We start from the raw sequence: 24785 nt of genomic DNA, 5'->3' as shown, positions 1-24785 counted from the left end.
CGGATAGCGGCGCCTCAGAGCACGCCGTTCCATTCCGCAAGCGCCGAGATCACGCCGGGCAGATCGCTCATCCGCGCAATCACGGTTTCCGCGCCGGCATCGGTCAGCCGGTCGGCATGCGACGGATAGGTGTGCGATCCGCCGGTAAAGCCGATCACCCGGCAGCCGGCGGCGCGTGCGGCATGCACGCCGTGCACGCTGTCTTCGATCACGACCGCATCGGCCGGCTTGACGTTGAACTGCTCGGCGCCGTGCAGAAAGATGTCCGGCTTGGGCTTCACCCGGTCCGCGCCCAGATCCTTGGCGGAATAGATATGCGGCGCGAAGGCCTCCTTCAGGCCGACCTTGGTCAGCATCATGTCGAGCCGCGACAGGGAGGAATTCGAGCAGATGCAGCGCGGCCCGGGGATGCGCGAGAGGGCGAAGGCGACGCCTTCGATGCTCTTCACGTCGCGCGCCAGCCGCTGGTCGAGCAGGGCTTCCGACTTGTCGATCAGGCTTGCCGACAGCGGAATGTCGATTTCCTTCTCGATCGCCAGGAGAATGTTCTTCCAGGTCATGCCGGCAAAGCGCTCGCCCATTTCCTCGACCGAGATCGGATAGCCGGCCTCGGTCAGCAGCTTCGATTCCACGCGCGCCGCGATGATCTCGCTGTCGACGAGCACGCCGTCGCAATCGAAAATGGTCAGTTCAAAGCCGCTCATGGGATATTCCGTCGTGATGGATGGTGTCGCGTCCACCTACAGCAAAAGTCGCAAGGCGGCAAATCCGTCGATCCCGGCAGGCAGACGGCATCGCGCCGCCTCTGCCTTCCGTGTTTTTACAGCAGGATATGATCGACCGCCGCCGGCATCGGCGGCAGATCCTTGTCGCCGAGGGCCTCGCGCAGATTGATCTCGATGACGTCGGCGATCGTCGCGATCGGCAGGCCGTTGGGCGACGTGCCGAAGGGCTCCTCCAGCTGGTCGCCCAGGGCGTCGAGGCCGAAGAAGGTGTAGGCGACGAGCGCCGAGGCAAACGGCGTCGCCCAGCCGAGCGCATCGGCAAAGCCGAAGGGCAGGAAAAAGCAGAAGAGATGCGCCGTGCGGTGTAGCAGCAGGGTGTAGCCGAACGGCACCGGCGTGTGGCGGATGCGCTCGCAGGAGCCGAGCGCGACCTGCATGCCGCCGACGGTTTCGTCCAGCAGGCGGAACTGGAGGTCGCTGATCCGGCCCTTGCGCAGCAGGGCCACCAGCCGCATTTCGATCTCGCGCAGGATCAGGTCCGGTGGGTTGCGGCTGGCGGCGATCTTCTCGGCCAGTCCCGCCGGCATCCAGCGCAGAGCCTTGTCGAGCGGGTGGCCGGGCCGAAGATGGCTGACCATCATGTGGCTGAAGGCGATCGTCAGTTCGAGCATGTCGCGGCGGGCGGCACTGTTGATCTCGTTGTCGGCCAGCAGCAGCGTCTGGCGGGCAAAATTGCGCACCGCGATGACCTGCAGGCCCCAGATCTTGCGCGCTTCCCACCAGCGATCGTAGCAGGCATTGTTGCGGAACCCGAGAAAGATCGACAGGGCCAGCCCAAGCAGCGCGAACGGCGCATTGATCAGCGAGGGAATGTCGCTCGGATAGGCGCGGTGCAGCAGCACGATGGCAAGCGACACGCCAAAGACGACGAGCACCTGCGGATAGATCATCGGCACGATGGAGCCGCGCAGGATGAAGAACAGTCTGAGAAGACCGGGGCGGTCGCGAACGATCATGGATTTGGGCTTTTGGTAGATGTGACGGCGGAACGGTCGTCTCCATACGCTGTCGCAAAGGCGGCGTCAGGGACTTCCGGCCGTGCGGCCCGTGCCGAATTGACGCATGCCAGGTTGCCGAAAGCGATAGTTCGGTCCCGGCCGAAGCATTGCGCCTGTCCGGCATGGCAGAATGGCCGCATTGCAAACGGAGTTGCCCCCATGATTACCTGTGTCATCCGCTACCAGATCGATCCCTTCGCCCGCGACGCGTTCGCCGAATATGCCCGCAACTGGGGGCAGGCGATCCCGCGGGCGGGCGCCGACCTCGTCGGCTATTTCGGCCCGCATGAAGGATCGGCGACGACGGCCTACGGCATCTACCATGTCGACAGCCTGTCGGCCTACGAGCAGTATCGCGCGCGGCTGGCGGCCGATCCGCTGGGACGCGAAAACTACGAATTCGCCCGGCGCGAAAAATTCATTCTGAAGGAGGAGCGGCTGTTCCTCAAATGCATGTCCATGCCGCATGCAGGGCTGGTAAAGCCGTGATCGCGGTGATCTTCGAGGTCTGGCCGGCGGAAGGCAGACACGACGCCTATCTCGACATTGCCGCCAGCCTGCGCGGCGAGCTGGAGCGGATCGAAGGTTTCGTCGGCGTCGAGCGGTTCCAGAGCCTTACCGATCCGCAAAAGATGCTGTCGCTGTCCTTCTTCCGCGACGAGGAGGCCGTCCGCGCCTGGCGCAATACGAAAGCCCATCGGGCCGCGCAGTCGGCCGGGCGAGGGGGCGTCTTTGCCGGCTACCGCCTGCGCGTCGCAGCGGTCATCCGCGACTACGGTCTCGATCAGCGCGACGAGGCACCGGATGACAGTCGCCGCACCCACGGATGAGGCGAGGTGCGCCGGAGGTCATCGGCTCGGGCAGACCCCGAACACCCCCGGCAGTTCGCCTTCGACGCTGCACAGGATGCCGCCCCACTGAAAGGCGGTCTTGCCGGATGGCAGCCTGACCTCGAACCAGTCGTATTCGTTGAAGCGTATGCCGGCATTGCTGACGATCGTCAGCGGTGCGCCTTCGCCAAGGCTGCCCACCTGGGCGAACTGCATGCCGGGGCCCTTGCGCAGCTTGCCGCCCCAGGACTGGCCGGGACGGTTCACCGGCGTCCCCTTGCCGTCGGGCGATGTCGGTGCGGCGGGCGTGCCGGCGGCATGGGAAGCGGCGGAGGATTCCGCACAGGGCGTCGGTCCGGAGGTGATCTCGAATTCGGTCGGCTTTTGCGTGGTCCGAAGGGTCATGTGGACACGGTTGGACGTGTCGTCGCAGTCGGAGCCGGCGGCAAGCGCCGTGCCATAGCCTCCCATGAGAAGCACGACGGCTGCCCCTGTCATCACGCTGATCGATGTCATCCACGCTCCTCCTTGGGTGTCGTCATCCAGACGGCCTCGCTCGACAGCCGACCCTATGGGCAAACGGCGTTCGACGAAAGCCGCAAATGAACCGCGTCTCCCGGTCCTCTGCGCCTCGCCGTTGCCGGTCCCTGCCTGCCCGGCCCATGCCGGCCCTTGACCCGCCGATTATTTTTTGTCGGGCGCCGGTGATCCTTCAGGGTTTGGTAACCAAGTTCGGTAACCATAACAGACACTAAGTACAGCGTCCGTGTAACAGTGAGTATCAGATGCCAACCGTTTTTCCGCTCGCCGAACTTCGCCGTTCCTCCGCCCCGGTTTCGGTCATCGACACGATCATCAAGGGCGATTGCGTCGCGGCCCTCGAGGCCCTGCCGGACAATTCCGTCGACATGATCTTTGCCGATCCGCCCTATAACCTGCAGCTCGGCGGCACGCTGCACCGTCCCGACCAGTCCAAGGTCGACGCGGTCGACGATGCCTGGGACCAGTTCGCCTCCTTCGAGCTCTACGATGCCTTCACCCGCGCCTGGCTCTTGGCCTGCCGCCGGGTGCTGAAGCCGACCGGCACGATCTGGGTCATCGGCTCCTACCACAACATCTTCCGCGTCGGCGCGACCCTGCAGGATCTCAATTTCTGGATCCTCAACGACATCGTCTGGCGCAAGACCAATCCGATGCCGAATTTCAAGGGCCGGCGGTTCCAGAACGCCCATGAGACGATGATCTGGGCCAGCCCCGATCCGAAAGCCAAGGGTTACACTTTCAACTATGATGCGATGAAGGCGGCCAATGACGACGTGCAGATGCGCTCGGACTGGCTGTTTCCGATCTGCTCGGGCGGCGAGCGGCTGAAGGGCGACGACGGCAAGAAGGTCCACCCGACCCAGAAGCCGGAGGCCCTGCTCGCCCGCATCCTGATGTCGTCAACCAAGCCGGGCGACGTGGTGCTCGATCCGTTCTTCGGTTCGGGGACGACTGGCGCGGTCGCCAAGCGTCTCGGCCGCCATTTCGTCGGCATCGAGCGGGAGCAGGACTATATCGATGCGGCTGCCGCGCGGATTGCCGCGGTCGAGCCGCTCGGTAAGACGGAACTGACGGTCATGACCGGCAAGAAGTCCGAACCGCGCGTCGCCTTCAATGTTCTGGTCGAGAACGGCATGATCAAGCCCGGCCAGGTGCTGAGCGATGCCAAGCGCCGCCACAGCGCCATCGTGCGGGCCGACGGCACGCTGACGGCCAACGGCGAGGCGGGCTCGATTCATCGCCTCGGGGCAAAGGTTCAGGGTCTGGATGCCTGCAATGGCTGGACCTTCTGGCATTTCGACGACGGGACGTCCCTGCGCCCCATCGACGAGCTGCGGACGGTGGTCCGCAATACCATGGCAAGGCTGGACTGACCTCCGCCACCAGCCTGCCTTCGCATACTCCTGCCGGTTAAGTACCTTCAGTCCCGGCAGGAGCTGCATGACGCCCGGATCGGCCACGATCCGGGCGTCATTGTTTTAGCATTTTCAAACGGTCAGCTTCGGGCAAGCAGAAGTTTTTATCCCTCTTTTCACCGGCGAGCGGGGGCTAGCCGAGCCGCTAAACAGCGAGAACAAGGGGACACTCGCGACACTTCCAAACTCGCGCATGTCACAAAAAAGAACAGTTGTCGAAAGACACATCTTTCGTTCGTCTTGACGAACGAACTGGCGCGGGTCGGGGACCGCCATTCTCTCCCGCGCCAGTCCATCTTTTGCATGTCTTCAAAAAAACCGAACCGAATCCAATTAGCGCGTCAGGCCTCGTGGTCCTTCCGCGTGATGTCGCGCGGCACGCCCTTGGAGATCTTCGGCCAATCGGCCTGCTGCATGCGAAGGTTATGGGCCGCGAGCGCCGATTCGCTTTCAAACACCTCCGAGATCATGAAACGTCCAGGCATGCTGTCGCTCGGCCTTGCCGCGAACTTGATGCAGCCGGGCTCTGCCTGTGTCAGCCGGACATGCTCGGCCAGCGCCGCCGACAATTCTTCAAGGCGCTCTTCCGGCAGGTCGATATAACCGCTCAGATAGACTTTTTCGTCGTGCATGTTTTGCCCTTCTCAAAGATGTCTGTTGTCGTCGGATGTCGCCGCCCGCGCCGCGGAAGTCCCCCAGATGGACGTGTCGGGTGATAGTGGCAGCGTTTTCGCGATCGGCAAAGGTTTGCGGTCTTCAATGCACAGGGCAGACGGGTGCTGGAAGTGAGCCGTGCTCGGCGCAGGACGCCAAGCCCGCTTGCAATCCATTCTCTGCCGCTGCCCTCAGCCGCAGCTCTTGGTGGAGGCGCAGACCACGCCGGTTTGATAGGCCTTGCTGCTGGTGCATTTTTCCAGTCGCTGAATAACCGTCAGCACGTCGCCGACCTTGATCGGTCGTGTCAGCCCGACCACCATTCCCGAGCCGTCGCCAATCTCGGTGAGGGCGGCATCGTAGACGAGGATGCGCGCACCGGCTGCCGCCGAGGTCACCGTCACGAAGTTCTGTCCGACCAGCGGCGTTGCGATCGCCGGCGGGTCGAGCCTCTCGCATCCGCGGGCCGGCGGGATCTCCACCTTGGTTGCGTCGCAGAGCTTGGAGACGATGACGAATTTGTCGCCAGGCAGAATGGGGCGGCCAAGGACACTGGCAACATCAACCTCCGGATTCCAGGTGACCGCCGTGGAGAACGTGTTGACCGTGCCGGCGGAGTTCTCGTCGACCGTGGTCAGGGCGCCCTCGGCAAGGTTCGAGACATGGACGATCGGCTGCCCGGCGATCGGCTGCTCCATCTTTGGCACGGGCAGCGGCGAGGGCTCGGACACGGCCGTCTCGGGCCCAGATGTTCCGCTCGTGTCCGTGCACAGCGCCTGCTGGGCGGTGTATTTGTCGCCGAGCACGAACGGGCGGATGGCCGGCGGCAGATTGCTCCAGTCGCCACCCGACGAATAGGTGGCCGGTGAGCCGCCATTGGTGAACACGGTCACCTGGGCGCCGCGCACGTGGCGCACGGCGATCACGTGGCCGCATTCGTGGATCTTGGTCGGATCGATGACGGGTGTCGGAAGCCCGGAAGGGTATGCAACGGTGTGGTCGATGACGTCGACAGGCGGGAAGGAGGGATCGGAGACTACGCCGTCCTTGTCCTGCACGGCCGTCACCTGGTCGCCTGCAATAAGCGTGGCAACCTTGACCATTGTCTTGCTCGGGGTCGTCACCGTGACGGCCGGCTGGGGATTGCCGTTGACCGACACGGTGAGCTTGGCGCCGTAAATGCCCCCGGCCACCTCAACCATGTCCACGCAGGCATAGAGCGGCCCGAGCACCAGCGGCGGGGATACGACGTCCGGGTTATCCTTGGTATCGGGCACCGGCACGTCACCCTGTTGCGGGGTCTGTTGGCCGCAAAAGGCGAAGATTGCCTGCACGTGCTTGTCGTAGGAACTGCCTGGGCCGGGCATGGTGTTGCCGATCGCCGATTTGAGGATCGTCCTGCAATAGCTCGATTCGCCGCCCGCCCAGGCATTGAGGGCGAGAATGTCGGGAAAGCGTCCCGCATCGCCTTGGCTGTGGCAGGTCAGGCAGCTGCTGTCGCTGACCGGCGGCAGCGGGTTGATCGGCACCATTCCGAGCAACGAAAACGGCCCGGGATTTTGCGGCCAGGAGGGCTTGATCAGCGGAGTATAGAAATTCACGGCATGATTGTCCGGACGCATGTCGAGCGGTCCTCCGGGATGCACGACATAGGGGTTTTCGCCGGCATGGCAGTCCGTGCACACGCCGTTGAACAGGTCGGCACCGCCGAGAAAGTCGCTGATCGGCTTCTTGTCGCCGACCGGCACGTTTGCCGCATCGAAGAAACATGCATTGCTACTCTGGGTACCAAGACAGATAATGCCGAGCGCGGAGATATTCGATCCGCTAACCCTCGGCAAGGCGACGCACAGTCCCTTCGGTGAGGCGCTGTCCCAGCGCCAGACCTCGGCCGGATTGCCCAATCCGAGAAAATTGGTGGTCAGGTCGCCGACATGCTTCCACTGCGACGATCCCCAATCGGGCGGGATCGGCACCTCGGCCTTGCGGCATTCAGCGAGGTATTCGCGCCCGGATGCGGTGGTGGCCTTGGTCAACATGCCGAGACGCTCGGCCGCGTCCTTGACCGTGAACGGCAGGTTCGTGCGGGCGTCGACCTCCTTGCGATACCGCTCGATGCCGAATAGGCCCTCGTACCACTGGCGGCGCAGGACATGGCTGCGAACCTCGAGCCGCGCCTGCTCGGGGCCAGTAAGGCTGTTCGACAGGAATTCCAGAAGCAGGAACTTCTGGACCATGTCGTCATCTCCGAAGGCCTCTGCAATCTTGCCGCGACGGTCGTCCAGCGCGGCGCGGGCGCTACGTGCTGCCGAGACGGAGAACCGCTCGATATAGAAGTCGAGCGCCCGGCGCATGAATTCCGGCGTCACCTCGATCTGCTTACCCCTGGCGTCGAACAGTTTGCCATAGGCGGCAAACGCGATCGGATCGGTCTGGTCGACCGCTCGCCTGGCCGGATCGATCCGCAGTGCCGGCGCCGGACTGGCCTGGGCATGCGCATCGCCCGGTGAAAAGGCGAGACCCGTAAGGACCGCGATGACGAGGTAAGAGAGATGCCGACAGACGCTATTCATTCCAGCCTCCAGACAAGCGGGCTGCCGGACGGCCGGCGGCCGACGATAGGGACTCCGGGCTACAGCACGCGCGCACAGCAGGGCCTCAAGCGAATGACATTGAGATACGCAATCGAGAGAACGCAATCGTAAGAATGGTTATGAAAGTGGTCTTCGGATGCAGAGCGGCCGAAGGCGGATGGCGCACCACGCCGCGCAGCATCTTAGATGCGGCAACGTTTCCCCGCATCAGATATGATATTTATAGCAGAACAACTTAAGATTGCTAGTGCAAGATAATGACGGCGCAGACGGAACGACGGAGAATCCTGCCCCCGCCTTCCGCCGCGCAAGTATCGCCGGGAGGAACGACAGCCATTTGCATCGGATGATTGCGCTGCTGCCGGGTGCCGGGGCCTGGTCCCCGGGAAGGACTGAGTTCGTCGTGCCGGGATGAGCCGGGCGGTGCCTCGTCACGCCGCGATGCCGTATCCGGCCAGATCGCGCTTCAGCGTCTGCGCATCGACAAACTGTACCGACTGCCAGCCGGCGGCTCTCGCGCCGTCCACATTGGCAGCCGAATCATCGATGAAAAGGCTTTTCGCCGGGTCGAGGCCGAAGCTGCCGGCATGGGTCTCGTAGATCGCCAGATCGGGCTTGATCAGCGCGATGTCTCCGGAGACGGTGACGCCGCGGGGAATCTTGAGGAACGGATAGATTTCCTGCGCCTCGCGAAAGGTGTCGGAGGCGAAATTGGTTAGCAGTGTCACGTCGCGGCCCGCCTCGATCAGCGCAAGCATGATCGCGACGCTGTCCTCATAGGCATGCGAGACCATTTCCGGCCAGTATTTGCGAAAGGCGCGGATCTGATGCTCGCGGTCCGGATAGTCGGCGATCAGCACGGCTTCCGCCTCGTCCCAGCGCCGTCCGCGATCCTGTTCCAGATTCCATTCATGGGTGCAGACATTGTCGAAGAACCACTGGCGTTCCGCAGCGTCCGGGATGACCCGCTGGAACGGCAGGTTGGGGTCGTAATGGATGAGCACCTTGCCGATGTCGAAGACGATGTGCTGGATGTCGGGTTTCATGCATTATCCTTTTGGTACTCGAAAAACGTGGGGAATAGCAGCTTCGATTGCCTTTTTCATGACGGTTGGAAGCGCCTGGTCGGCCAAGGTCTCGAGCGGCGCCCACCAGCCGCGGTCGTCTGTCTCCGCGATGTCGACGGCGAGATAGACCGAAAGCCGAAGCTCGAAATGGGTGAACACATGGATGACCGTGCCCTTTGGCTGCCAGTCGGCGGCAAAGGGGGCGGCGTCGCTGCCGGATGCGCCGTCGATACGCGCGGTCCAGTCGGTCGTCGGCACTTCCGTCATGCCGCCGAGCAGGCCCTTGTCCGGTCGGCGGCGCAGCAGCATCCGCCCTTTGGAACTTACCGCGACGAAGACGGCGCCCTGGCGTACCGGCTTTGCCTTCTTCGGCGCCTTGACCGGGAAGCGCTCGGGATCGTCGGCTAAAAGCGCAACGCAGGCTTCGCGGAAGGGACAGAGCACGCAGCTCGGCCGTTTCGGCGTGCAGGTGGTGGCGCCGAGATCCATCATCGCCTGGGCGAAGTCGCCGGGCCGGTCGGCGGGTGTCATCTCCGCGACCCGTGCCTTCATCTGCGGCTTGGCACCGGGCAGCGGCGCGTCGATCGCGTAGAGCCTCGATATCACCCGCTCGACATTGGCGTCCATCACCGCCGAGGGGCGGTTGAAGGCGATCGCGGCGATGGCGGCGGAGGTGTAGTCGCCGACGCCCGGCAGCGCCCGAAGGCCGTCTTCCGTGTCGGGGAAGATACCGCCATGGTCGCTGGCGACCGCATCGGCGCATTTCTTCAGGTTGCGGGCCCGGGCATAGTAGCCGAGCCCGGCCCAGGCGGCCATCACGTCCTCGACCGGGGCTGCGGCAAGATCGTTGACCGTTGGCCAGCGGCGGACGAATTTGTCGAAATAGGCCTTCACCGCCTGCACGGTGGTCTGTTGCAGCATCACCTCCGAAAGCCAGATATGATAGGGGTCGGGCAGCACGCCCTGTTTCGCCATCGGCGGCGAGACGCGCCAGGGCAGGTCGCGGTGATGGCGGTCGTACCAGGCAAGCAGCGCACCCGCGTCGGGTCTGGCTGTCGATGTTCTGGAGACCCGTTCGTTCATCATTTGCCGTGCCTTTGAGATTTGCTATGACTATCTGGCCAAATCAGCCGGCCCGATCAAGGCATTGCCGGCAAAGGACAGGTTTTTGCCCGCATGAAAGAGCCGAGACGAGGCGCAAAGCAGCTCGCCGAACTCGCCAATGGGATCGTCGATCCGGTGCTGGCAAGGCGCGCCGGCATCTCGACCGCGCTGCTCGGCTCGTGGAACGAGATCGTCGGCGACAGCTTTGCCGATTGCACGCGCCCGGAAAAGATCGCCTGGCCGCGGCTGCGCGATATCGGCGAGGATGGTGGCCATCGGCCGGGCGTGCTGACCATTGCCTGCGAGGGCGGGCGGGCGCTGTTTCTCTCCCATGCCCAGGGCGAACTGATCGGCCGGATCAACTCCTTTTTCGGCTACCCGGCGGTGGTGCAGATCCGCATCGTGCAGAAACCGGTGCTGCCGCTCAGCAACCGGCGCAAGCTCAAACCGCTGGATGCGGTCAAGTCGCGGCGGCTGGAAGCCATGGTCGAGGATATCGAAAGCGACAAGCTGAAGGACGCGATCCGCAGGCTCGGGCGCGGCGTGCTCGGAGCCAAGCGGTAGGTGCGGCGGACACGAAGATGACGAAGAATTCATCTTCAAACCCTTGGCTTGTCACGTTTGTTTGACTTAATTGACGACACATTGCCTTGTTTCCGGCCCTTGGCCGCTATAACGAGAGGCATGACAGATGAAACTCTTTGCGAGCGACCCATGGCCGAATTTCAGATGACTTCCACCAGACGCGCCCTTCTCGGCGGCTTTGCCGTTGGCGTCGGCGCGTCCTGCCTCTCCGTCCCGGCCTTTGCCGCAGAGATCCCGAAGCCGGATCACGATGTCGACATGGCTGAAGTGATGAAGCCGGGGCCGTTGCCGGAAATGGCGATGGGCGACGAGAAGGCGCCGGTGAAGATCGTCGAATACATGTCGATGACCTGCCCGCACTGCGCCCATTTCGAGACGACGACGCTGCCGGAAATCAAGACCAAGTATATCGACACCGGCAAGGTCTACTTCATCACCCGCGAATTCCCCTTCGATCCGGCCGCAACCGCCGCCTTCATGCTGGCCCGTTGCGCACCCAACAACGAGGCTCTCGCCTTCATCTCGATGATGTTCAAGCAGCAGCGCGCCTGGGCCGCTCCCGCAGACGGCGATGTCAAGGGCGCCATGCTGCAGCAGTCGAAAATCGCCGGTTTTACACAGGAGAGCTTCAACGCCTGCTTGACGAACCAGGAACTTGCCGGTCAGGTGACGGCCATCAGGGATCGTGCGGCGAAGGAATTCGGTGTCAACGCGACGCCGACCTTCATGATTGATGGCAAGGCCTATGCCGGGGATATGTCGGTCGACGAAATGTCGGCCCTCATCGACAGCCTTCTTTAATCGGCGCCTCTTCAGATCGACGGGCGGCGGGGAAACCCGTTCGCCCGTTTTTTCGTTTTGGGGACCGGGTGCGGGATCGGCAGAGCCGGATGTGCGGGGACGCGAGGCGCCAACCTGGCGGATCAGAGCTCCGGTTCTGAGCGTCCCCGGAGCTCGGCCATGAAGTTCACCAAACTTCGCCTGCTGGGCTTCAAGACCTTCGTCGAACCTTCCGAATTCATCATCGAGCGCGGGCTGACCGGCGTTGTCGGGCCGAACGGCTGCGGCAAGTCGAACCTGGTCGAGGCCTTGCGCTGGGTGATGGGGGAGAATTCCTACAAGAACATGCGCGCGTCGGGCATGGACGACGTGATCTTTTCCGGTTCCGGCCACCGCCCGGCGCGCAATTCGGCCGAAGTCGGCCTGTTCCTCGACAATTCCGACCGCACCGCGCCGGCCGCCTTCAACGATGCCGACGAGATACAGGTGACGCGCCGGATCGAGCGCGAACAGGGCTCGGTCTACCGGATCAACGGCAAGGAGGCGCGCGCCAAGGATGTGCAGCTGCTGTTTGCCGACGCCTCCACCGGCGCGCGCTCGCCGTCCATGGTCGGGCAGGGGCGGATCGGCGAACTGATCCAGGCGAAACCCCAGGCCCGCCGCCAGCTGCTGGAAGAGGCGGCCGGCATTTCCGGCCTGCATTCGCGCCGCCACGAGGCCGAGCTTCGCCTGCGTGCCGCCGAGACCAATCTGGAGCGGCTGGAAGACATCACCGCCCAGCTGGAAACCCAGATCGAGAGTCTGAAGCGCCAGGCCCGCCAGGCCAACCGCTTCAAGGCGCTGTCAGCCGATATCCGTGCCCGCGAGGCGACGCTGCTTTATGTCCGCTGGGTGCAGGCCAAGCAGGCCGAAGGGGAGGCCGAGAGCGAGCTCAACCAGGCGACCTCGATCGTTGCGGAAAAGGCCCAAGCGCAGATGGAGGCGGCGAAGGCGCAAGGCATCGCCAGCCTGAAAATGCCGGAACTGCGCGAGGCCGAGGCCGCCGCTGCCGCCACCCTGCAGCGGCTGCAGATCGCCCGCACCCAGCTCGACGAGGAGGCCTCGCGCCTGATGCGCCGCCGCGAGGAACTGGTCCGGCGGCTGGCGCAGCTCGACGAGGACATCCGCCGCGAACAGCGCCTTGTCGCCGACAATGCCCAGGTGCTCGAACGGCTGGCGGCCGAGCAGGCGGAGATCGAGGCATATCTCGCAGATGCCGGTCATCAGGCCGACGAGACCCGCGCCGCCTTCGAGACGGCCAATGCCGAACTTGCCGAAGCCGAGCGCGTCTTTGCCACGCTCACCGCCGAACGCGCCGAAGCCTCGGCCGGCCGCAACCAGCTGGAGCGGGCGATCCGCGATCTTGCCGAGCGACGCATGCGGCTGGAGCGCCAGTCGGATGATGCCAGATCGGAGCTGGAGGCCATCGCCGAAAAGATCGCAGACCTGCCGGATCCGGCGGAAAAGCAGGAACTGGTCGAAAGCGCCGAAGCGCTGGTCGAGGAAGGCGAGAGCCGCATATCCGAGGCGGAAGACCGGATAACCGGCGCCCGCCGCGCCGAGGCCGATGCCCGCCAGCCGGTGGAAATGGCAAAGTCGCGGCTGAATGCGCTGGAGACCGAGGCGCGCACGATCGCGCGCATGCTCGCCAATTCAGCGGCCTCCGGCGATTTCCCGCCGGTCGCCGATGCGCTCGATGTCGACCGCGGCTACGAGATGGCGCTGGGTGCCGCGCTCGGCGACGATATCGACTCGCCCGTGGACGAGGAGGCGCCGGCCCATTGGCGCTATGTCGGCGATGGTGCCGGCGATCCGGCCCTGCCACCGGGCGCCGTAGCTCTTGCCGATCACGTACGGGCGCCGAAGGCGCTTGCCCGCACCCTGCGCCAGATCGGCGTGGTCGAGACCGCCGATGCCGAGCAGATGATGCCGGCGCTCGCCCCCGGCCAGCGGCTGGTGACCCGCGACGGCGCCGTCTATCGCTGGGACGGCCATGTGCGCAGCGCCGAGGCGCCGAGCGCGGCAGCCCTGCGTCTGTCGCAGAAGAACCGGCTGGCCGAACTGGAAGACGAGACGGCCGAGGCGCAGGAACAGCTAGACGAGGCGAATGAACGGCTGGTGGGCGCACAGGAGGCGATCGAGGCCGCCGATCGCGGCCTGGCCGAGCAGCGCGAACGCCAGCGCCTGGCCGCCCGGCAGTTGAGCGAGGCACGCGAAGCGCTGGCACTGGCCGAGCGCGCCTCCGGTGACCTGATCCGCCGCCGCGCGGTGATCGAGGAGGCGCTGAACAGCCTCACGGCGCAGGTCGAGGAGGTCGATGCGCAGGCCGAGGATGCCCGGATCGCGCTGGAAGACGCGCCCGACGTTTCCGATCTCGACCGCCGGCTCGCCGAACAGCAGACGGCGGTCGCGACAGGCCGTGCGGTGCTTGCCGAAGCCCGTGCCGTGCATGAAAGCCTGAATCGCGAAAACGAGCAGCGGCGCCGGCGCATCCTGGCGATTGCCCAGGAGCGCGTCACCTGGCAGGAACGCGCGGCCTCTGCCGACGATCATATCGCCACCTTGCGCGAGCGCGAGCAGGATGCGCGCGAGGAGATGGAAGGTCTCGATCTGGCGCCGGAGGAATTCGACGACAAGCGCCGTGCGCTGCTCGACGAATTGCAAAAGGCGGATGGCGCGCGCAAGGCGGCCGCCGACCGTCTGGTCGAGGCCGAGACGAAACAACGCGAGGCCGACCAGCTGGCGGCCCAGGCTCTGTCGACGCTGGCCGAGGCCCGCGAACGGCGCGGCCGTGCGGAGGAGCGGCTGGTCTCGATCCGCGAGCGCCGCCGCGAGGGCGAGGCGCGGATTTCCGAAGCACTCAGCGTCCAGCCGGCCGGCGCCTTCCAGTTGACGGGCCTGAAGAGCCCCGACGAGATCCCGGATCTGCGCGAAGTCGAGCGCGATCTGGATCGTCTCAGGATGGAGCGCGAACGGCTCGGCGCGGTCAACCTGCGGGCGGACGAGGAACAACAGGAGCTGTCGGAAAAACTGGCCGCCCTGATCAAGGAACGCGACGACGTGATCGACGCCATCCGCAAGCTGCGCGGCGCCATCCAGAGCCTTAACAAGGAAGGGCGCGAGCGGCTGCTGGCAGCCTTCGACGTGGTCAATGCCCAGTTCCAGCGGCTCTTCACCCATCTTTTCAATGGCGGCACGGCCGAACTGCAGCTGATCGAAAGCGACGATCCGCTGGAGGCGGGCCTCGAAATTCTCGCCCGCCCGCCGGGCAAGAAGCCGCAGACCATGACGCTTCTTTCCGGCGGCGAGCAGGCACTGACGGCCATGGCGCTGATCTTTGCGGTGTTCCTCACCAATCCGGCGCCAATCTGCGTGCTCGACGAGGTCGATGCCCCGCTCGACGACCATAATGTCGAACGCTATTGCAACCTGATGGAAGAGATGGCGTCGTCGACCGAAACCCGCTTCCTGATCATCACCCACAACCCGATCACCATGGCGCGGATGAACCGCCTGTTCGGCGTCACCATGGCCGAGCAGGGCGTCTCCCAGCTCGTCTCCGTCGACCTGGAGACCGCCGAGCAGATCCGCGAGCGCGAGACGGCCTGATTGCAGCTAGCGGCTGGTCGGCGTCGTCGCGGCCATCGAGGGGCGCGCCTTCACCCGCGTCCACCATGCCGAAAGATTGTGGTGCCGTTCGATCAGCGCCCGGCCTTCGGCGGTCATCAGAGCGTAATCAAACATCGGGGCGGCATAGAGGTCCGCAAGCGTGATGGTGTCGCCCGCGAGCCACGCAGCGTCCCCCATGATGTCGGACATGGCAGCCAGGCACGTGCGGGCCTTCGGGAGCATGGACGAGATCGCCTCTTCGTTTGCTGGCGTGCCCCGCGCCGGCTTGGAGAGCCTTTCCACATAGAGACCCCATACGAGGTGGGGATAGGCGTAGTGGTCGGCAATGCTGATCATCTGGTTGCACCGCGCGCGCTGCCGGGCGTTCGATGGCTGGAGCGGCGGCCCGGGGAAACCCTCGTCGATATAGCGGGCTATCGCGCTGGTCTCGAACAGGAGAAACCCGTCATGCTCAAAGGCGGGAATCCGGCCGAACGGATGTCTCGGGAGGTAGTCCGATGGCGGGCCCGTTTCCGCGAAGACATCGACCGGCAAAAGGTCGTAATCGATTCCCTTCTCGATCAGGCACAGCCGGACAATTCGCACATAGACACTGTAGTCCGCACCGAAAACCTTGGGCCGTTCGATCATCGTCGCGCTCCCTGAGCCGAGGGCCTGGGCTTTCAAAGCGCCAGCCGTTGATGCTAACCTAAGCATGTCTGGCGCAATTGGCGAACCGCTTTCGGGCTCTGAGCATTGTGTTCTCAGGTCTGAATCATCGAAAGACAGGTTCTAGGACGCGCATCTCGCCGACGCCTTGCTCTAATGGGGCGAGGCCGGGACCGGAAGATAGAGGTGACGAGGCTGCTGATTTGGATGTCCGGGGTGGGTATATCAATCTGATGCGCAGAGCCTCTTTTCAGCTCGGCCTCGGTCTTGTCTTGACCTTTGCGGCTCTTGCCGTCCATGCCGCAGAGCCAACCCTCGGTGGGCGATTCCTGCCGCAGGTGGTGGCGACGTCGAAACCGCATCACGATTCGCTGGAAAAGCTGATCCGGGGGCGGGCGGGCATCCCGACCTGGGTCCGCAACATGCTCTACCGCGACCGCTATGTCGCGCTTGCCTCGGTGCCGGTCGATCTCGGCAAGGAAAGACATGAACGCTTCGACGCCTGCGAGGCCGGGCGCTGTGCCGCAAGCCGCATCGTCGTGCTCTATTCGGGCGACGGCAAGCATGCCGCAATGGTGGTCGAGGACATCAAGCTGGGCGAGGTGTTTCTCGGCGACCCCAGCGCCGCGGAGAAAAAGGTCCTGTCAGCGCCGGTTCGCTGAACGCCTGTGCGTTCTCACCGGCGTTGCGGCCGTCTCCCGCCAGAACGGCGTATTGGCGATTGCCTCCGCCGCGCCATAGGTCAGGCCGAAATCCTTCAGCATGCAATCCGGCATGGTCGGCAACTCCCGCCGCAGCGCCCGGCGTTCCCGCCGGCGCGCCAGCCAGCAGCGCAGCACGAAGGAGAAAGGCGCCGGCCGCCTGTCATCCCTGGCATCAGCCGTGTCGTTGCGGCGCGTCTCCAGCTGGGCAAGCAGGGCGCCGGTGTCGAGGGTGACGATCCGGCCGGTGTTTTGAGACTGTTCCAGCATCATTGTCTTCTCCTTGTCGTTGTCTGTGAATATGCCTCTTGCCGGTGCCCGGGAAAATTGAATAATGCTGCGTTGCTATGTGAGAAAAAGAAACATTGTAGAGATCTGCGGATCATCTGGGGAAACCGGCCATGGATAGATTGCCGCCGCTTGCATCGCTGCTGGCCTTCGAGGCGGTTGTCGAGACCGGATCGGTGACCGCCGCGGCCATAAGGCTCGGGCGCACCCACGGCGCCGTCTCCAAGCAGATCCACCAGTTGCAGGCGCATGCCGGCGTCGAGCTGTTCTCAAAGCGCGGCACAGGCATCGTGCTGACGCTGGAAGGGCGAAAATTCGGGCGGACCGTCGCGCAGGCCTTTGCCGATCTGCGCGAGGGTTACCGGCATCTGGCGGGATCGGATGCCGCGCGGCCCGTGACCATCGCGGTCAGTGCCAGTTTCGCCCGGGTCTGGGCCATCCCGACGATTTCGCGGTTCAACAAGGACCATCCCGATATCGACGTCTTGATCCGCCTGATCGGCCCGCGCGGCAGCCGCGAACTCGATCCGCCACCGGACCTGGTGATGTCCTGGGACCGGCTGCTGGCGCCGCGCCGGGTCGATCCCTATGCGATCTCGCTCGGCGACGTGCACATGGGCCCGGTGGTGGCGCCCGGCCATCGCTTCACCTTCGACGGCAAGATGCTCTCCTGTGGCACCCGCATCGACAGGCGCGAGGCGGAGATCGTCTGGGACAACTGGCAGAAGATGTCCGGCATCCGCCTGCGGGCCGAAAAGGAGATCGCCTATGAGCACTTCTATCTCGCCTTCGAGGCGGCGCGGCTCGGCATGGGCGTGGCGATCGCCCCGCGCTTTCTGATCGAGGAAGAGCTGGCCTCCGGTGCGCTACTGGCACCGGCCGGCTTTCTCACCTTCAGGGACGGTTTCTATGTACGCCCGCATGAGCATCTGCAGGACCGGCTGCCGCGCAATGCGGCGGTCTTCCTTGAGTGGCTGAAGCTCCATGCGCGCACGGGGGCATGAGAAGGGGCTATCAACCCAACCGATGCCGCATTTATGATGCAATGCAGCAAAATCTGATCGTACAGCGTTTTCAAGCCGCAGGGATTGCTGTAAATGGCATGGAAAGGGTGGAGAAGAGGAATGACCAAGTGGGTCTATGCGTTCGGTGGCGGCAAAGCCGAAGGCCGGGCTGTCGACCATGAGCTTCTGGGGGGCAAGGGTGCCAATCTGGCGGAAATGGCAAGTCTCGGCCTGCCGGTGCCGCCCGGTTTCACGCTGATTGCCGATGCCTGCCGGCGCTTTCACGACAAGGGCCGCTGCCTGGAAGAGACGATCCGCGCAGAGGTGATGGACGCCTTGCATGCGCTGGAAGGCGAGACGGGCCGCCACTTTGGCGATACCGCCCATCCGCTGCTGCTCTCGGTCCGCTCGGGCGCCCGGGCCTCGATGCCCGGCATGATGGACACCGTGCTCAATCTTGGCCTCAACGATGAAACCGTCGAGGCGCTTGGCCACACCGCCGGCGATGCGCGCTTTGCCTGGGACAGCTATCGCCGCTTCATCCAGATGTATGGCGACGTGGTCATGGGGCTTGACCACGAGGTGTTCGAGGAATTGCTCGAGCATGAAAAGGGTCGGCTCGGCCGCGACCTCGACACGGAATTGTCCGCCGTCGAATGGCAGCATGTCGTCGGCCTCTACAAGACGCTGATTTCGGACGAACTCGGCCAGACCTTTCCGCAGGACCCGTTCACCCAGCTCTGGGGCGCCATCGGCGGAGTGTTCTCCAGCTGGATGAACCCGCGCGCCGTCACCTATCGCGACCTGCACCAGATCCCCGGCCACTGGGGCACGGCGGTCAATGTCCAGGCCATGGTGTTCGGCAATCTCGGCTCGTCGTCGGCCACCGGTGTTGCCTTTACCCGCAACCCTTCGACCGGCGAAAACGCGCTCTACGGCGAGTTCCTCGTCAATGCGCAGGGCGAGGACGTGGTGGCCGGCATTCGCACGCCGCAATCGATCACCGAGGCCGGCCGCATCGCCTCCGGCTCCGACAAGCCGTCGCTGGAAAAGCTGATGCCGTCGCTGTACGGCGAATTCGCAGCCATCTGCAACCGTCTCGAAGCCCATTACCGCGACATGCAGGATGTCGAGTTCACCATCGAGCGCGGCAAGCTGTGGATGCTGCAGACCCGCGAGGGCAAGCGGACCACGAGGGCGGCGATGAAGGTCGCCATCGACATGGTGGCCGAAGGGTTGATCTCGGAGGAAGAGGCGGTGTCGCGCATCGATCCGGCCTCGCTCGACCAGCTTTTGCACCCGACCATCGATCCGAGGGTCGACCGCCAGGTGATCGGCTCAGGCCTGCCGGCGTCGCCGGGTGCGGCCTCCGGCGAAATCGTGTTTACCGCCGAGGATGCCGTGGCCGCCGACGCCGAGGGGCGCAAGGTGATCATGGTCCGGGTCGAGACCAGCCCTGAAGATATCCACGGCATGCATGCGGCCGAGGGCATCTTGACGACGCGCGGCGGCATGACGAGCCATGCGGCGGTGGTGGCGCGCGGCATGGGAATCCCTTGCGTTGCCGGTGCCGGCACCATGCGCGTCGACCAGCGCAACCAGCTTCTGATCGGGCTCGGCGTGTCGCTGAAAAAGGGCGACATCATCACTATAGACGGCTCCACCGGACGGGTGCTGAAGGGCAATGTCCCGATGCGCCAGCCGGAACTGTCCGGCGATTTTGCCCAGCTGATGGTCTGGGCCGACAAAGCGCGGCGCATGACGGTCAGGACCAATGCCGATACGGTCGCCGATGCGCGGGCGGCCCGCGATTTCGGTGCCGAGGGCATCGGCCTTTGCCGCACCGAGCACATGTTCTTCGAGGGCGACCGCATCCATGCGATGCGCGAAATGATCCTGGCAGAGGACGAGCAGGGTCGCCGCGCGGCACTCGACAAGCTGCTGCCGATGCAGCGGGCCGACTTCACCGAGCTGTTCTCGATCATGCACGGCCTGCCGGTGACGATCCGCATGCTCGATCCGCCGTTGCACGAGTTCCTGCCGAAGACCGACGAGGAGGTGGCCGAGGTTGCCGCCCGCATGGGCATGGAAGAACCCTTCCTGCGTCGCCGGGTCGATGCGCTGCACGAGTTCAATCCGATGCTCGGCAATCGCGGCTGCCGCATCGCCATCTGCTACCCCGAGATCGCGGAAATGCAGGCCCGCGCCATCTTCGAGGCGGCGGTGGCGGCCGCCCGCGACACGGGCGCGGCGGTGGTGCCGGAAATCATGGTGCCGCTGGTCGGCCTGAAATCCGAACTCGACTACGTCAAGGACGTGATCGACCGGATCGCCCGCCAGGTGATGGCGGAAGCCGGCATGGAGCTTTCCTATCTTGTCGGCACGATGATCGAATTGCCGCGCGCGGCCCTGCGCGCCCATGTGATCGCCGAGACCGCCGAATTTTTTTCCTTCGGTACCAATGACCTGACGCAGACCACCTTCGGAATTTCGCGCGACGATGCATCGAGCTTCATCGCCACCTATCAGCGCAAGGGCATCATCGAGCACGATCCCTTCGTGTCGCTCGATTTCGATGGGGTCGGCGAATTGATCAAGCTTGCGGCCGAGCGCGGGCGCCAGGCCCGGCCGGACATGAAGCTCGGCATCTGCGGCGAGCATGGCGGCGAGCCGCGCTCGATCCGGTTTTGCGAAAGCGTCGGTCTCGACTATGTCTCGTGTTCGCCGTTCCGCGTGCCGATCGCGCGCCTTGCCGCCGCCCAGGCGGCGATCGCGGCAGCAAAGGGGTAGGCGGGTTTCGAGATGACATCGGGAGATTACAGCAGGGGAACGCCGGATACGGCACCCGGGGAGGCGAAACCGCATCTGAGCCGCGCCGAACGCCGACGGCTGGAGCGGGAGGCGCAGAAGGCGCCCGAGCAGGCGCTGCCACCGTCCGGGCTTGCCGGACGCCTGCCCCCGGCACTGCGGGAAAAGGCAGCCACCGGCGGCTTTCGGCTTGCCGTCGGCTTCCTGCTGCTCGGCTTCGTCATCCTCGGCCTCTCCCAGACCATTCCGCATGACTACGGCTTCCTGGAACTCGGCTGGCTTTTCCCGTTTTCGGTCTATGACCTGGTGCTTGCCATGCTCGGCCTTGGCGTCGCCGTCGGCATGGCGGCATCCACGCGACGGGCAGCGCTGATCGTGGCGGTCTTTGTCGTGGTGATGCTGCCGATGCTGATGTTTTTCGACCTGATCTTCACCGCGGTGCGCGAAAGTCCGCTCGGCAATTACCTCTTCCTGATCGCGCCGGGCGCCGTCGTCTCCACCGGTCTCGTGCTCTGGCTGCCGGGGCGGGTCCGCGATCACGCCGCCCTGTTTGCCAGCGCCTTCGTCTCCTTTGCCATGTCGCTGTTCATCGGCCTCGACGACATGGGCGTCGGCATTGCCGATTTCGCCTCCGGCACGCTGTTTTCCTCGATCTGGCTGGTCGCGGCACCCGGCTTCGTGCTGCGTCAATTCGCCGGTCCCTGGCTGAAGATCCCGGCCCGCATCGTCGGATCCTGGCTGGTGGTGATCGCCATCGTCGTCACGGTGTCCCTCTATGTGCCGACGGTGCCGTTTGCGCCTCCGCCGCCACAACTGGGCAGCGATGTCGAACAGAACACGATGGACATGGCGCCGGACGGCAGCCTGCCGGGAGACGTCATACCGCAGGACATCCTGCCGCAGGACGTTTCCCCGGACGACGGCATGCCTGACGAGGCGATGCCGCAGGATCCGCCCGGGGACGATGGCGGGGATCCGTCGGGCACCTCGCAGCAAGGCGAGGCGCCGCCGCCCTAACCCTGCTTGCGGGAAAAAGCGCCGAACGCTAAACAAAGGGCATCCGGGGGCAGGTCTGTGCCCTTGCCGCGGGGCCGGTTCTGGCCAGGCCCCGGTTTCGTTCCCGCCTTGCCGTGCCGCTTGAAAGACCGATGAACCCTTGATGACGATCCGCTACGACCGCCCGGTTTCCAATTCGGCCCTGATGGCATTCCGGCTGGCGGTGTTTGCCGCGTCGATGATCGTGCTGACGGTGGCCGCCCATCGCTTCGGCCCGCTGGCCACGCCCGATTTCGTGGCGCTTGCCCTGGTATCCGCCATCCCGGCGCTGATTGCCGTGCCGCTCGCGGTGATCGGCCTGATGCAGCTTTGGCAGAACGGCGCCGAAGGGGGCGCTGCGGCCGGCAAGGCGCTGGTCTTTGCAGCGCTGCCGCTTGCCTTTGTCGGGTTTGGCCTGGCGCGCGGCCTGACGTTGCCGACGCTCTACGACGTCACCAGCGACACCGCGGCGCCACCCGTCTTCATCGTGCCTGTCGCGGCCAACCAGAAATGGCTGCCGCGTCCGCCGATCACCCTTGCCCAGCGTGCAGGGCAGGCCGAGGCCTATCCGGGACTGACCGGCCGGCGCTACGAGGGCGCACTCGACCGCGTCTACGAGGCGGTGGTCACCGTTGCCGACAAGACCGGCTGGCGGATCGGGGCGACGCGCGGAACGGAATTCGCCCTGCCGGAATTTCCGGCCGAAGACGAGGCCGCCGACAAGAACGCGGCGAAAGCCGACGATGACGCGCCACCGGATGTCGGGCCGATACCGCTGCCGCGACCGCTCGAACAGCCGGCGGAGATCGACCCGACCGTCGAACCGGGCGTCATCCGGCTGCAGGCCTCCACCCGCACCCTGTTCCTCGGCCTGCCCTTCGACGCGATGATCAGGCTGCGCGAGGAGGCCGAGACGACGCTCGTCGACGTGCGCGTGCAAAGCCGCTACGGCCCGACAGACCTCGGTATCAGCGCCGAACTCGCCGAAGACTACCTGCATGCGCTGGATGCCGAACTGCTGGGGATTGCCGGAGACTGAGGGCAGGGGGCTTGCGGTCGGCAAAGCGCCAGACCGCTCGACGATACTGACGCAAAGGTGCAGCGCTACCTACAGGTGGGACCGCTACGGCATCGCCGCCGCGCCTCAAGCGGCCAGATACACCCCATCCAGCCGCGGCGGCCCGTCGGTCGAGACCAGACCTTTCTCAATGAGATCTTCGATATGGGCATAGACCGACAAGGCGGCCGCGCCGTGCAGGCGCGGGTCGGTGTCGCGGTAGATCGCCTTGACCATCTCGGGGATCTTGCGATCGCCGGCCTTGATCCGCTCCAGCACGGCACGCTCGCGCATTCGCCTGTGAGTGCGAAGCCCGCGCAGGAAAGCATCGGGTGCTGTCACAGGTCCGCCATGGCCCGGCAGATAGATCCGGTCGTCGCGGCCCATCAAGCGTTCCAGCGAGGCCATGTAGTCTCCCATGGCGCCATCCGGCGGGGCAACGATGGTCGTGGCCCAGGCCATGACGTGATCGGCGGAAAACAGGATGCCGGTGCCATCCAGCGCAAAGGCCAGGTGGTTTGCGGTGTGGCCGGGGGTATGCAGCGCTGTCAGCGAGAAGCCGTCGGCCTCGACCCGGTCACCATCGGCAAGCCGGATATCCGGCACGAATGCGCTGTCGGAGCTTTCGGCAAACGGATTGCTTTCGCCCTGGTGCAGCGGCCGCGAGGCCCGGTGCGGGCCTTCTGCGACGATCACGGCGCCGGTCTCGGCCTGCAGCCGGCGCGACAGCGGCGAATGATCCCGGTGCGTATGGCTGACCAGGATATGGCTGACCGGCCGTCCGCCGATCTCCCGCAGCAGCGCCTGGAAATGCGCCTCGTCCTCCGGCCCCGGATCGATCACCACCAGGCTTTCGCGGCCGACAAGATAGGAATTCGTGCCATGAAAGGTAAAGGGGCTCGGATTGTTGACGGTGATGCGCGACACGCCGTCGGCAACCGCCACGGCTTCGCCATAGGCAGGCTCGAACATCAGGTCAAAAACCGGCAGGTCGGACATGGAAAAACGGCCCCGCGTCACGCATCGTCATCCTTACTTGTACTCGATCTCGATGAAACTCATCGGCTGCTCTCCGCCATTGACCACGTTGTGCGACACGCCGGCCTCGCGGCGATAGACCTCACCCGCCCTGGAAAAGGCGCGGCTCTCCCCGTCAGGGCCCTCGATCAGGAAGCTGCAGTCGGTCATCGGCACGACGACATAGCGCAGTCCGTGGGTATGGTGGCCGGTCGCGGCCCCCGGTTCGAAATCCCAGCGCGTGACGCCCACGACGGCATCATCGACCAGCAGGCTGGCAATTGCAGGCGGGCGGGCGGAAAATCCGGGCATGACCAAGTTCCTCGCATGGACTGGCAGCAGTCTTAGCGGTTGAGGGGGCCGCTGGAAAGGGCAGGGGTCGGAGCACGCGTCCGCACGCTTGGTGTGTCGTTTCGGCGGGTCGCAGATTGGCTACCAACTGATGGTGGACCATAAAAAATGCCGCGCCCACCCGTCTGTCCACCCCGACGGGACATTCGAGCAGGCGCGGCCTCTGCCGGGCTAGGCAGATCTCTTGAACCGGATTATGAGCTTCGCGGCTTCAAGCGGCGTGACGCTGATGGCGTCCTTCGCCGATTTCCTCGACGATCTTGGCCACGAAGGCATCCAGATCGTCAGGCGAACGCGAGGTGATGATCCCCTCGTCTGTCACGACTTCCTTGTCCTGCCAGTTGGCGCCGGCATTGATCAGGTCGGTACGGATCGAGCTGAACGACGTGGCATCACGTCCCTTGAGGGCATTGGCCTCGACCAGCAGCCACGGACCGTGGCAGATCGCGGCAACGACCTTGCCGGAAGAGACGAACTGCTTGACCAGATCGACGGCGGTGTCTTCCTTGCGCAACAGATCCGGGTTGATCTGGCCGCCGGGAATGACGAGGCAATCGAAATCGTCGATCGAAACCTGCTCGACCGTCAGGTCGACATCGATCGTGTCGCCCCAGTCTGTCTTGTCCCAGCTCTTGATCGGATCGGTCGCAAGCGAGGCGATCTTCACCTTGGCACCCTGCTGGCGCAGCTTGTCATAGGGTACACGCAGCTCCGAGCGTTCATACCCGTCAGTGGCCAGAATGAGTACCCGTGCGGATGTGATAGCAACCATGTGGTAACTCCTTCTTTCGGTTTGTCTTAGAATGTGACCCTACAACCGACGAGCCGAGGGGAAGGTTCCCGGATTTTTAT

The 24785-nt window shown here is 64.7% G+C and carries 23 protein-coding genes; 11 read left to right on the top strand and 12 right to left on the bottom strand.

Annotated features, from left to right (window positions below):
• Positions 1-14 precede the first annotated feature (14 nt).
• Together J2Z17_RS08550 and J2Z17_RS08545 are read right to left on the bottom strand one after the other, a co-directional pair.
• Positions 15-704 carry an HAD family hydrolase gene (locus tag J2Z17_RS08550; protein ID WP_209943907.1) on the bottom strand — a complete coding sequence of 230 codons (690 nt, stop codon included), beginning with the start codon at positions 702-704 and terminating at the stop codon, positions 15-17.
• Positions 705-820: 116 nt separating this feature from the next.
• Positions 821-1741: a bestrophin family protein gene (locus tag J2Z17_RS08545; RefSeq protein WP_209943906.1), complete on the bottom strand. Its 921-nt coding sequence runs from the start codon at positions 1739-1741 to the stop codon at positions 821-823.
• Between the two features lie 201 nt (positions 1742-1942).
• Between J2Z17_RS08545 and J2Z17_RS08540 the strand changes: the two genes are divergently transcribed.
• Both J2Z17_RS08540 and J2Z17_RS08535 read left to right on the top strand, forming a co-directional pair.
• A complete protein-coding gene (locus J2Z17_RS08540) occupies positions 1943-2272 on the top strand; it encodes an NIPSNAP family protein (protein WP_209943905.1) in 330 nt (109 codons plus the stop codon).
• Positions 2269-2613 carry an antibiotic biosynthesis monooxygenase family protein gene (locus J2Z17_RS08535; RefSeq protein ID WP_209943904.1) on the top strand — a complete coding sequence of 115 codons (345 nt, stop codon included), beginning with the start codon at positions 2269-2271 and terminating at the stop codon, positions 2611-2613. The genes J2Z17_RS08540 and J2Z17_RS08535 overlap by 4 nt, the downstream gene beginning before the upstream one ends.
• 18 nt (positions 2614-2631) lie before the next feature.
• Here J2Z17_RS08535 and J2Z17_RS08530 read toward each other — a convergent pair whose 3' ends face one another.
• A complete protein-coding gene (locus tag J2Z17_RS08530) occupies positions 2632-3129 on the bottom strand; it encodes an SH3 domain-containing protein (RefSeq protein WP_209943903.1) in 498 nt (165 codons plus the stop codon).
• Between the two features lie 269 nt (positions 3130-3398).
• On the opposite strand from J2Z17_RS08530, the gene J2Z17_RS08525 reads away from it, so the two are divergent.
• The gene (locus J2Z17_RS08525) at positions 3399-4529 is read left to right on the top strand and encodes a site-specific DNA-methyltransferase (RefSeq protein ID WP_209943902.1); all 1131 of its coding nucleotides are present in this window, start codon (positions 3399-3401) and stop codon (positions 4527-4529) included.
• 383 nt (positions 4530-4912) lie between these two features.
• On the opposite strand, the gene J2Z17_RS08520 is transcribed toward J2Z17_RS08525, so the two are convergent.
• From J2Z17_RS08520 to mutY, 4 genes are all read right to left on the bottom strand, one after another.
• Entirely contained in the window at positions 4913-5203 is a 291-nt protein-coding gene (locus J2Z17_RS08520) for a putative quinol monooxygenase (protein WP_209943901.1), read from the bottom strand.
• 213 nt (positions 5204-5416) lie between these two features.
• Entirely contained in the window at positions 5417-7798 is a 2382-nt protein-coding gene (locus J2Z17_RS08515) for a hypothetical protein (protein ID WP_209943900.1), read from the bottom strand.
• 452 nt (positions 7799-8250) lie between these two features.
• A complete protein-coding gene (locus J2Z17_RS08510; protein ID WP_209943899.1) occupies positions 8251-8865 on the bottom strand; it encodes an HAD family hydrolase in 615 nt (204 codons plus the stop codon).
• A gap of 3 nt (positions 8866-8868) precedes the next feature.
• Positions 8869-9969 carry an A/G-specific adenine glycosylase gene (gene mutY / locus J2Z17_RS08505; protein WP_209944323.1) on the bottom strand — a complete coding sequence of 367 codons (1101 nt, stop codon included), beginning with the start codon at positions 9967-9969 and terminating at the stop codon, positions 8869-8871.
• A gap of 93 nt (positions 9970-10062) precedes the next feature.
• Between mutY and J2Z17_RS08500 the strand changes: the two genes are divergently transcribed.
• The 3 genes from J2Z17_RS08500 (at position 10063) to J2Z17_RS08490 (ending at position 15003) form a co-directional block, all read left to right on the top strand.
• On the top strand, positions 10063-10554 hold the full coding sequence (locus J2Z17_RS08500) for a DUF721 domain-containing protein (RefSeq protein ID WP_209943898.1): 492 nt from the start codon (positions 10063-10065) through the stop codon (positions 10552-10554).
• A 150-nt stretch (positions 10555-10704) separates the two neighbouring features.
• Positions 10705-11376, top strand: coding sequence for a DsbA family protein (locus J2Z17_RS08495; RefSeq protein ID WP_209943897.1), 672 nt, complete (start codon positions 10705-10707; stop codon positions 11374-11376).
• Positions 11377-11535: 159 nt separating this feature from the next.
• Entirely contained in the window at positions 11536-15003 is a 3468-nt protein-coding gene (locus tag J2Z17_RS08490) for an AAA family ATPase (protein WP_209943896.1), read from the top strand.
• A gap of 6 nt (positions 15004-15009) precedes the next feature.
• On the opposite strand, the gene J2Z17_RS08485 is transcribed toward J2Z17_RS08490, so the two are convergent.
• Positions 15010-15654 (bottom strand): glutathione S-transferase family protein, encoded by a 645-nt coding sequence (locus J2Z17_RS08485; RefSeq protein WP_209943895.1) that lies wholly within the window; start codon positions 15652-15654, stop codon positions 15010-15012.
• Between the two features lie 251 nt (positions 15655-15905).
• Here J2Z17_RS08485 and J2Z17_RS08480 point away from each other — a divergent pair, with 251 nt between their 5' ends.
• Positions 15906-16334, top strand: a complete 429-nt coding sequence (locus J2Z17_RS08480) for an Ivy family c-type lysozyme inhibitor (RefSeq protein WP_209943894.1) — start codon at positions 15906-15908, stop codon at positions 16332-16334.
• On the opposite strand, the gene J2Z17_RS08475 is transcribed toward J2Z17_RS08480, so the two are convergent.
• Positions 16317-16646, bottom strand: coding sequence for a YjiS-like domain-containing protein (locus J2Z17_RS08475; protein ID WP_245223960.1), 330 nt, complete (start codon positions 16644-16646; stop codon positions 16317-16319). The genes J2Z17_RS08480 and J2Z17_RS08475 overlap by 18 nt on opposite strands.
• Before the next feature lie 128 nt (positions 16647-16774).
• Here J2Z17_RS08475 and J2Z17_RS08470 point away from each other — a divergent pair, with 128 nt between their 5' ends.
• The 4 genes from J2Z17_RS08470 (at position 16775) to J2Z17_RS08455 (ending at position 22547) form a co-directional block, all read left to right on the top strand.
• Positions 16775-17665, top strand: coding sequence for a LysR family transcriptional regulator (locus J2Z17_RS08470; RefSeq protein ID WP_209943893.1), 891 nt, complete (start codon positions 16775-16777; stop codon positions 17663-17665).
• Between the two features lie 120 nt (positions 17666-17785).
• Positions 17786-20455: a pyruvate, phosphate dikinase gene (ppdK, locus tag J2Z17_RS08465; RefSeq protein WP_209943892.1), complete on the top strand. Its 2670-nt coding sequence runs from the start codon at positions 17786-17788 to the stop codon at positions 20453-20455.
• A gap of 12 nt (positions 20456-20467) precedes the next feature.
• On the top strand, positions 20468-21490 hold the full coding sequence (locus J2Z17_RS08460; protein WP_209943891.1) for a hypothetical protein: 1023 nt from the start codon (positions 20468-20470) through the stop codon (positions 21488-21490).
• Between the two features lie 142 nt (positions 21491-21632).
• Positions 21633-22547: a DUF1499 domain-containing protein gene (locus tag J2Z17_RS08455; protein WP_209943890.1), complete on the top strand. Its 915-nt coding sequence runs from the start codon at positions 21633-21635 to the stop codon at positions 22545-22547.
• A 105-nt stretch (positions 22548-22652) separates the two neighbouring features.
• Here J2Z17_RS08455 and J2Z17_RS08450 read toward each other — a convergent pair whose 3' ends face one another.
• The 3 genes from J2Z17_RS08450 to J2Z17_RS08440 all read right to left on the bottom strand — a co-directional run bounded on the left by J2Z17_RS08450 (position 22653) and on the right by J2Z17_RS08440 (position 24705).
• Positions 22653-23564, bottom strand: a complete 912-nt coding sequence (locus tag J2Z17_RS08450) for an MBL fold metallo-hydrolase (RefSeq protein WP_209944319.1) — start codon at positions 23562-23564, stop codon at positions 22653-22655.
• 33 nt (positions 23565-23597) lie between these two features.
• Positions 23598-23894 (bottom strand): cupin domain-containing protein, encoded by a 297-nt coding sequence (locus J2Z17_RS08445; RefSeq protein ID WP_209943889.1) that lies wholly within the window; start codon positions 23892-23894, stop codon positions 23598-23600.
• Positions 23895-24144: 250 nt separating this feature from the next.
• On the bottom strand, positions 24145-24705 hold the full coding sequence (locus J2Z17_RS08440; protein ID WP_209943888.1) for a type 1 glutamine amidotransferase domain-containing protein: 561 nt from the start codon (positions 24703-24705) through the stop codon (positions 24145-24147).
• Positions 24706-24785 lie beyond the last annotated feature (80 nt).

This window comes from Heterorhizobium halophytocola (genome assembly GCF_017873095.1).
GTDB classification, from domain to species: Bacteria; Pseudomonadota; Alphaproteobacteria; order Rhizobiales; family Rhizobiaceae; genus Allorhizobium; species Allorhizobium halophytocola.
Note: the sequence above shows the minus strand (reverse complement) of the source record. Positions and strands in the feature narration are given on the sequence as shown.

Bases quoted from the DNA above. Each gene is read 5' to 3' on its own strand.
- J2Z17_RS08550 (WP_209943907.1), bottom strand. From the start codon at position 704: ATGAGCGGCTTTGAACTGACCATTTTCGATTGCGACGGCGTGCTCGTC.
- J2Z17_RS08545 (WP_209943906.1), bottom strand. From the start codon at position 1,741: ATGATCGTTCGCGACCGCCCCGGTCTTCTCAGACTGTTCTTCATCCTG.
- J2Z17_RS08540 (WP_209943905.1), top strand. From the start codon at position 1,943: ATGATTACCTGTGTCATCCGCTACCAGATCGATCCCTTCGCCCGCGAC.
- J2Z17_RS08530 (WP_209943903.1), bottom strand. From the start codon at position 3,129: ATGACATCGATCAGCGTGATGACAGGGGCAGCCGTCGTGCTTCTCATG.
- J2Z17_RS08525 (WP_209943902.1), top strand. From the start codon at position 3,399: ATGCCAACCGTTTTTCCGCTCGCCGAACTTCGCCGTTCCTCCGCCCCG.
- J2Z17_RS08520 (WP_209943901.1), bottom strand. From the start codon at position 5,203: ATGCACGACGAAAAAGTCTATCTGAGCGGTTATATCGACCTGCCGGAA.
- J2Z17_RS08515 (WP_209943900.1), bottom strand. From the start codon at position 7,798: ATGAATAGCGTCTGTCGGCATCTCTCTTACCTCGTCATCGCGGTCCTT.
- J2Z17_RS08510 (WP_209943899.1), bottom strand. From the start codon at position 8,865: ATGAAACCCGACATCCAGCACATCGTCTTCGACATCGGCAAGGTGCTC.
- mutY (WP_209944323.1), bottom strand. From the start codon at position 9,969: ATGAACGAACGGGTCTCCAGAACATCGACAGCCAGACCCGACGCGGGT.
- J2Z17_RS08500 (WP_209943898.1), top strand. From the start codon at position 10,063: ATGAAAGAGCCGAGACGAGGCGCAAAGCAGCTCGCCGAACTCGCCAAT.
- J2Z17_RS08495 (WP_209943897.1), top strand. From the start codon at position 10,705: ATGGCCGAATTTCAGATGACTTCCACCAGACGCGCCCTTCTCGGCGGC.
- J2Z17_RS08490 (WP_209943896.1), top strand. From the start codon at position 11,536: ATGAAGTTCACCAAACTTCGCCTGCTGGGCTTCAAGACCTTCGTCGAA.
- J2Z17_RS08485 (WP_209943895.1), bottom strand. From the start codon at position 15,654: ATGATCGAACGGCCCAAGGTTTTCGGTGCGGACTACAGTGTCTATGTG.
- J2Z17_RS08480 (WP_209943894.1), top strand. From the start codon at position 15,906: ATGCGCAGAGCCTCTTTTCAGCTCGGCCTCGGTCTTGTCTTGACCTTT.
- J2Z17_RS08475 (WP_245223960.1), bottom strand. From the start codon at position 16,646: ATGATGCTGGAACAGTCTCAAAACACCGGCCGGATCGTCACCCTCGAC.
- J2Z17_RS08470 (WP_209943893.1), top strand. From the start codon at position 16,775: ATGGATAGATTGCCGCCGCTTGCATCGCTGCTGGCCTTCGAGGCGGTT.
- ppdK (WP_209943892.1), top strand. From the start codon at position 17,786: ATGACCAAGTGGGTCTATGCGTTCGGTGGCGGCAAAGCCGAAGGCCGG.
- J2Z17_RS08460 (WP_209943891.1), top strand. From the start codon at position 20,468: ATGACATCGGGAGATTACAGCAGGGGAACGCCGGATACGGCACCCGGG.
- J2Z17_RS08455 (WP_209943890.1), top strand. From the start codon at position 21,633: ATGACGATCCGCTACGACCGCCCGGTTTCCAATTCGGCCCTGATGGCA.
- J2Z17_RS08450 (WP_209944319.1), bottom strand. From the start codon at position 23,564: ATGTCCGACCTGCCGGTTTTTGACCTGATGTTCGAGCCTGCCTATGGC.
- J2Z17_RS08445 (WP_209943889.1), bottom strand. From the start codon at position 23,894: ATGCCCGGATTTTCCGCCCGCCCGCCTGCAATTGCCAGCCTGCTGGTC.
- J2Z17_RS08440 (WP_209943888.1), bottom strand. From the start codon at position 24,705: ATGGTTGCTATCACATCCGCACGGGTACTCATTCTGGCCACTGACGGG.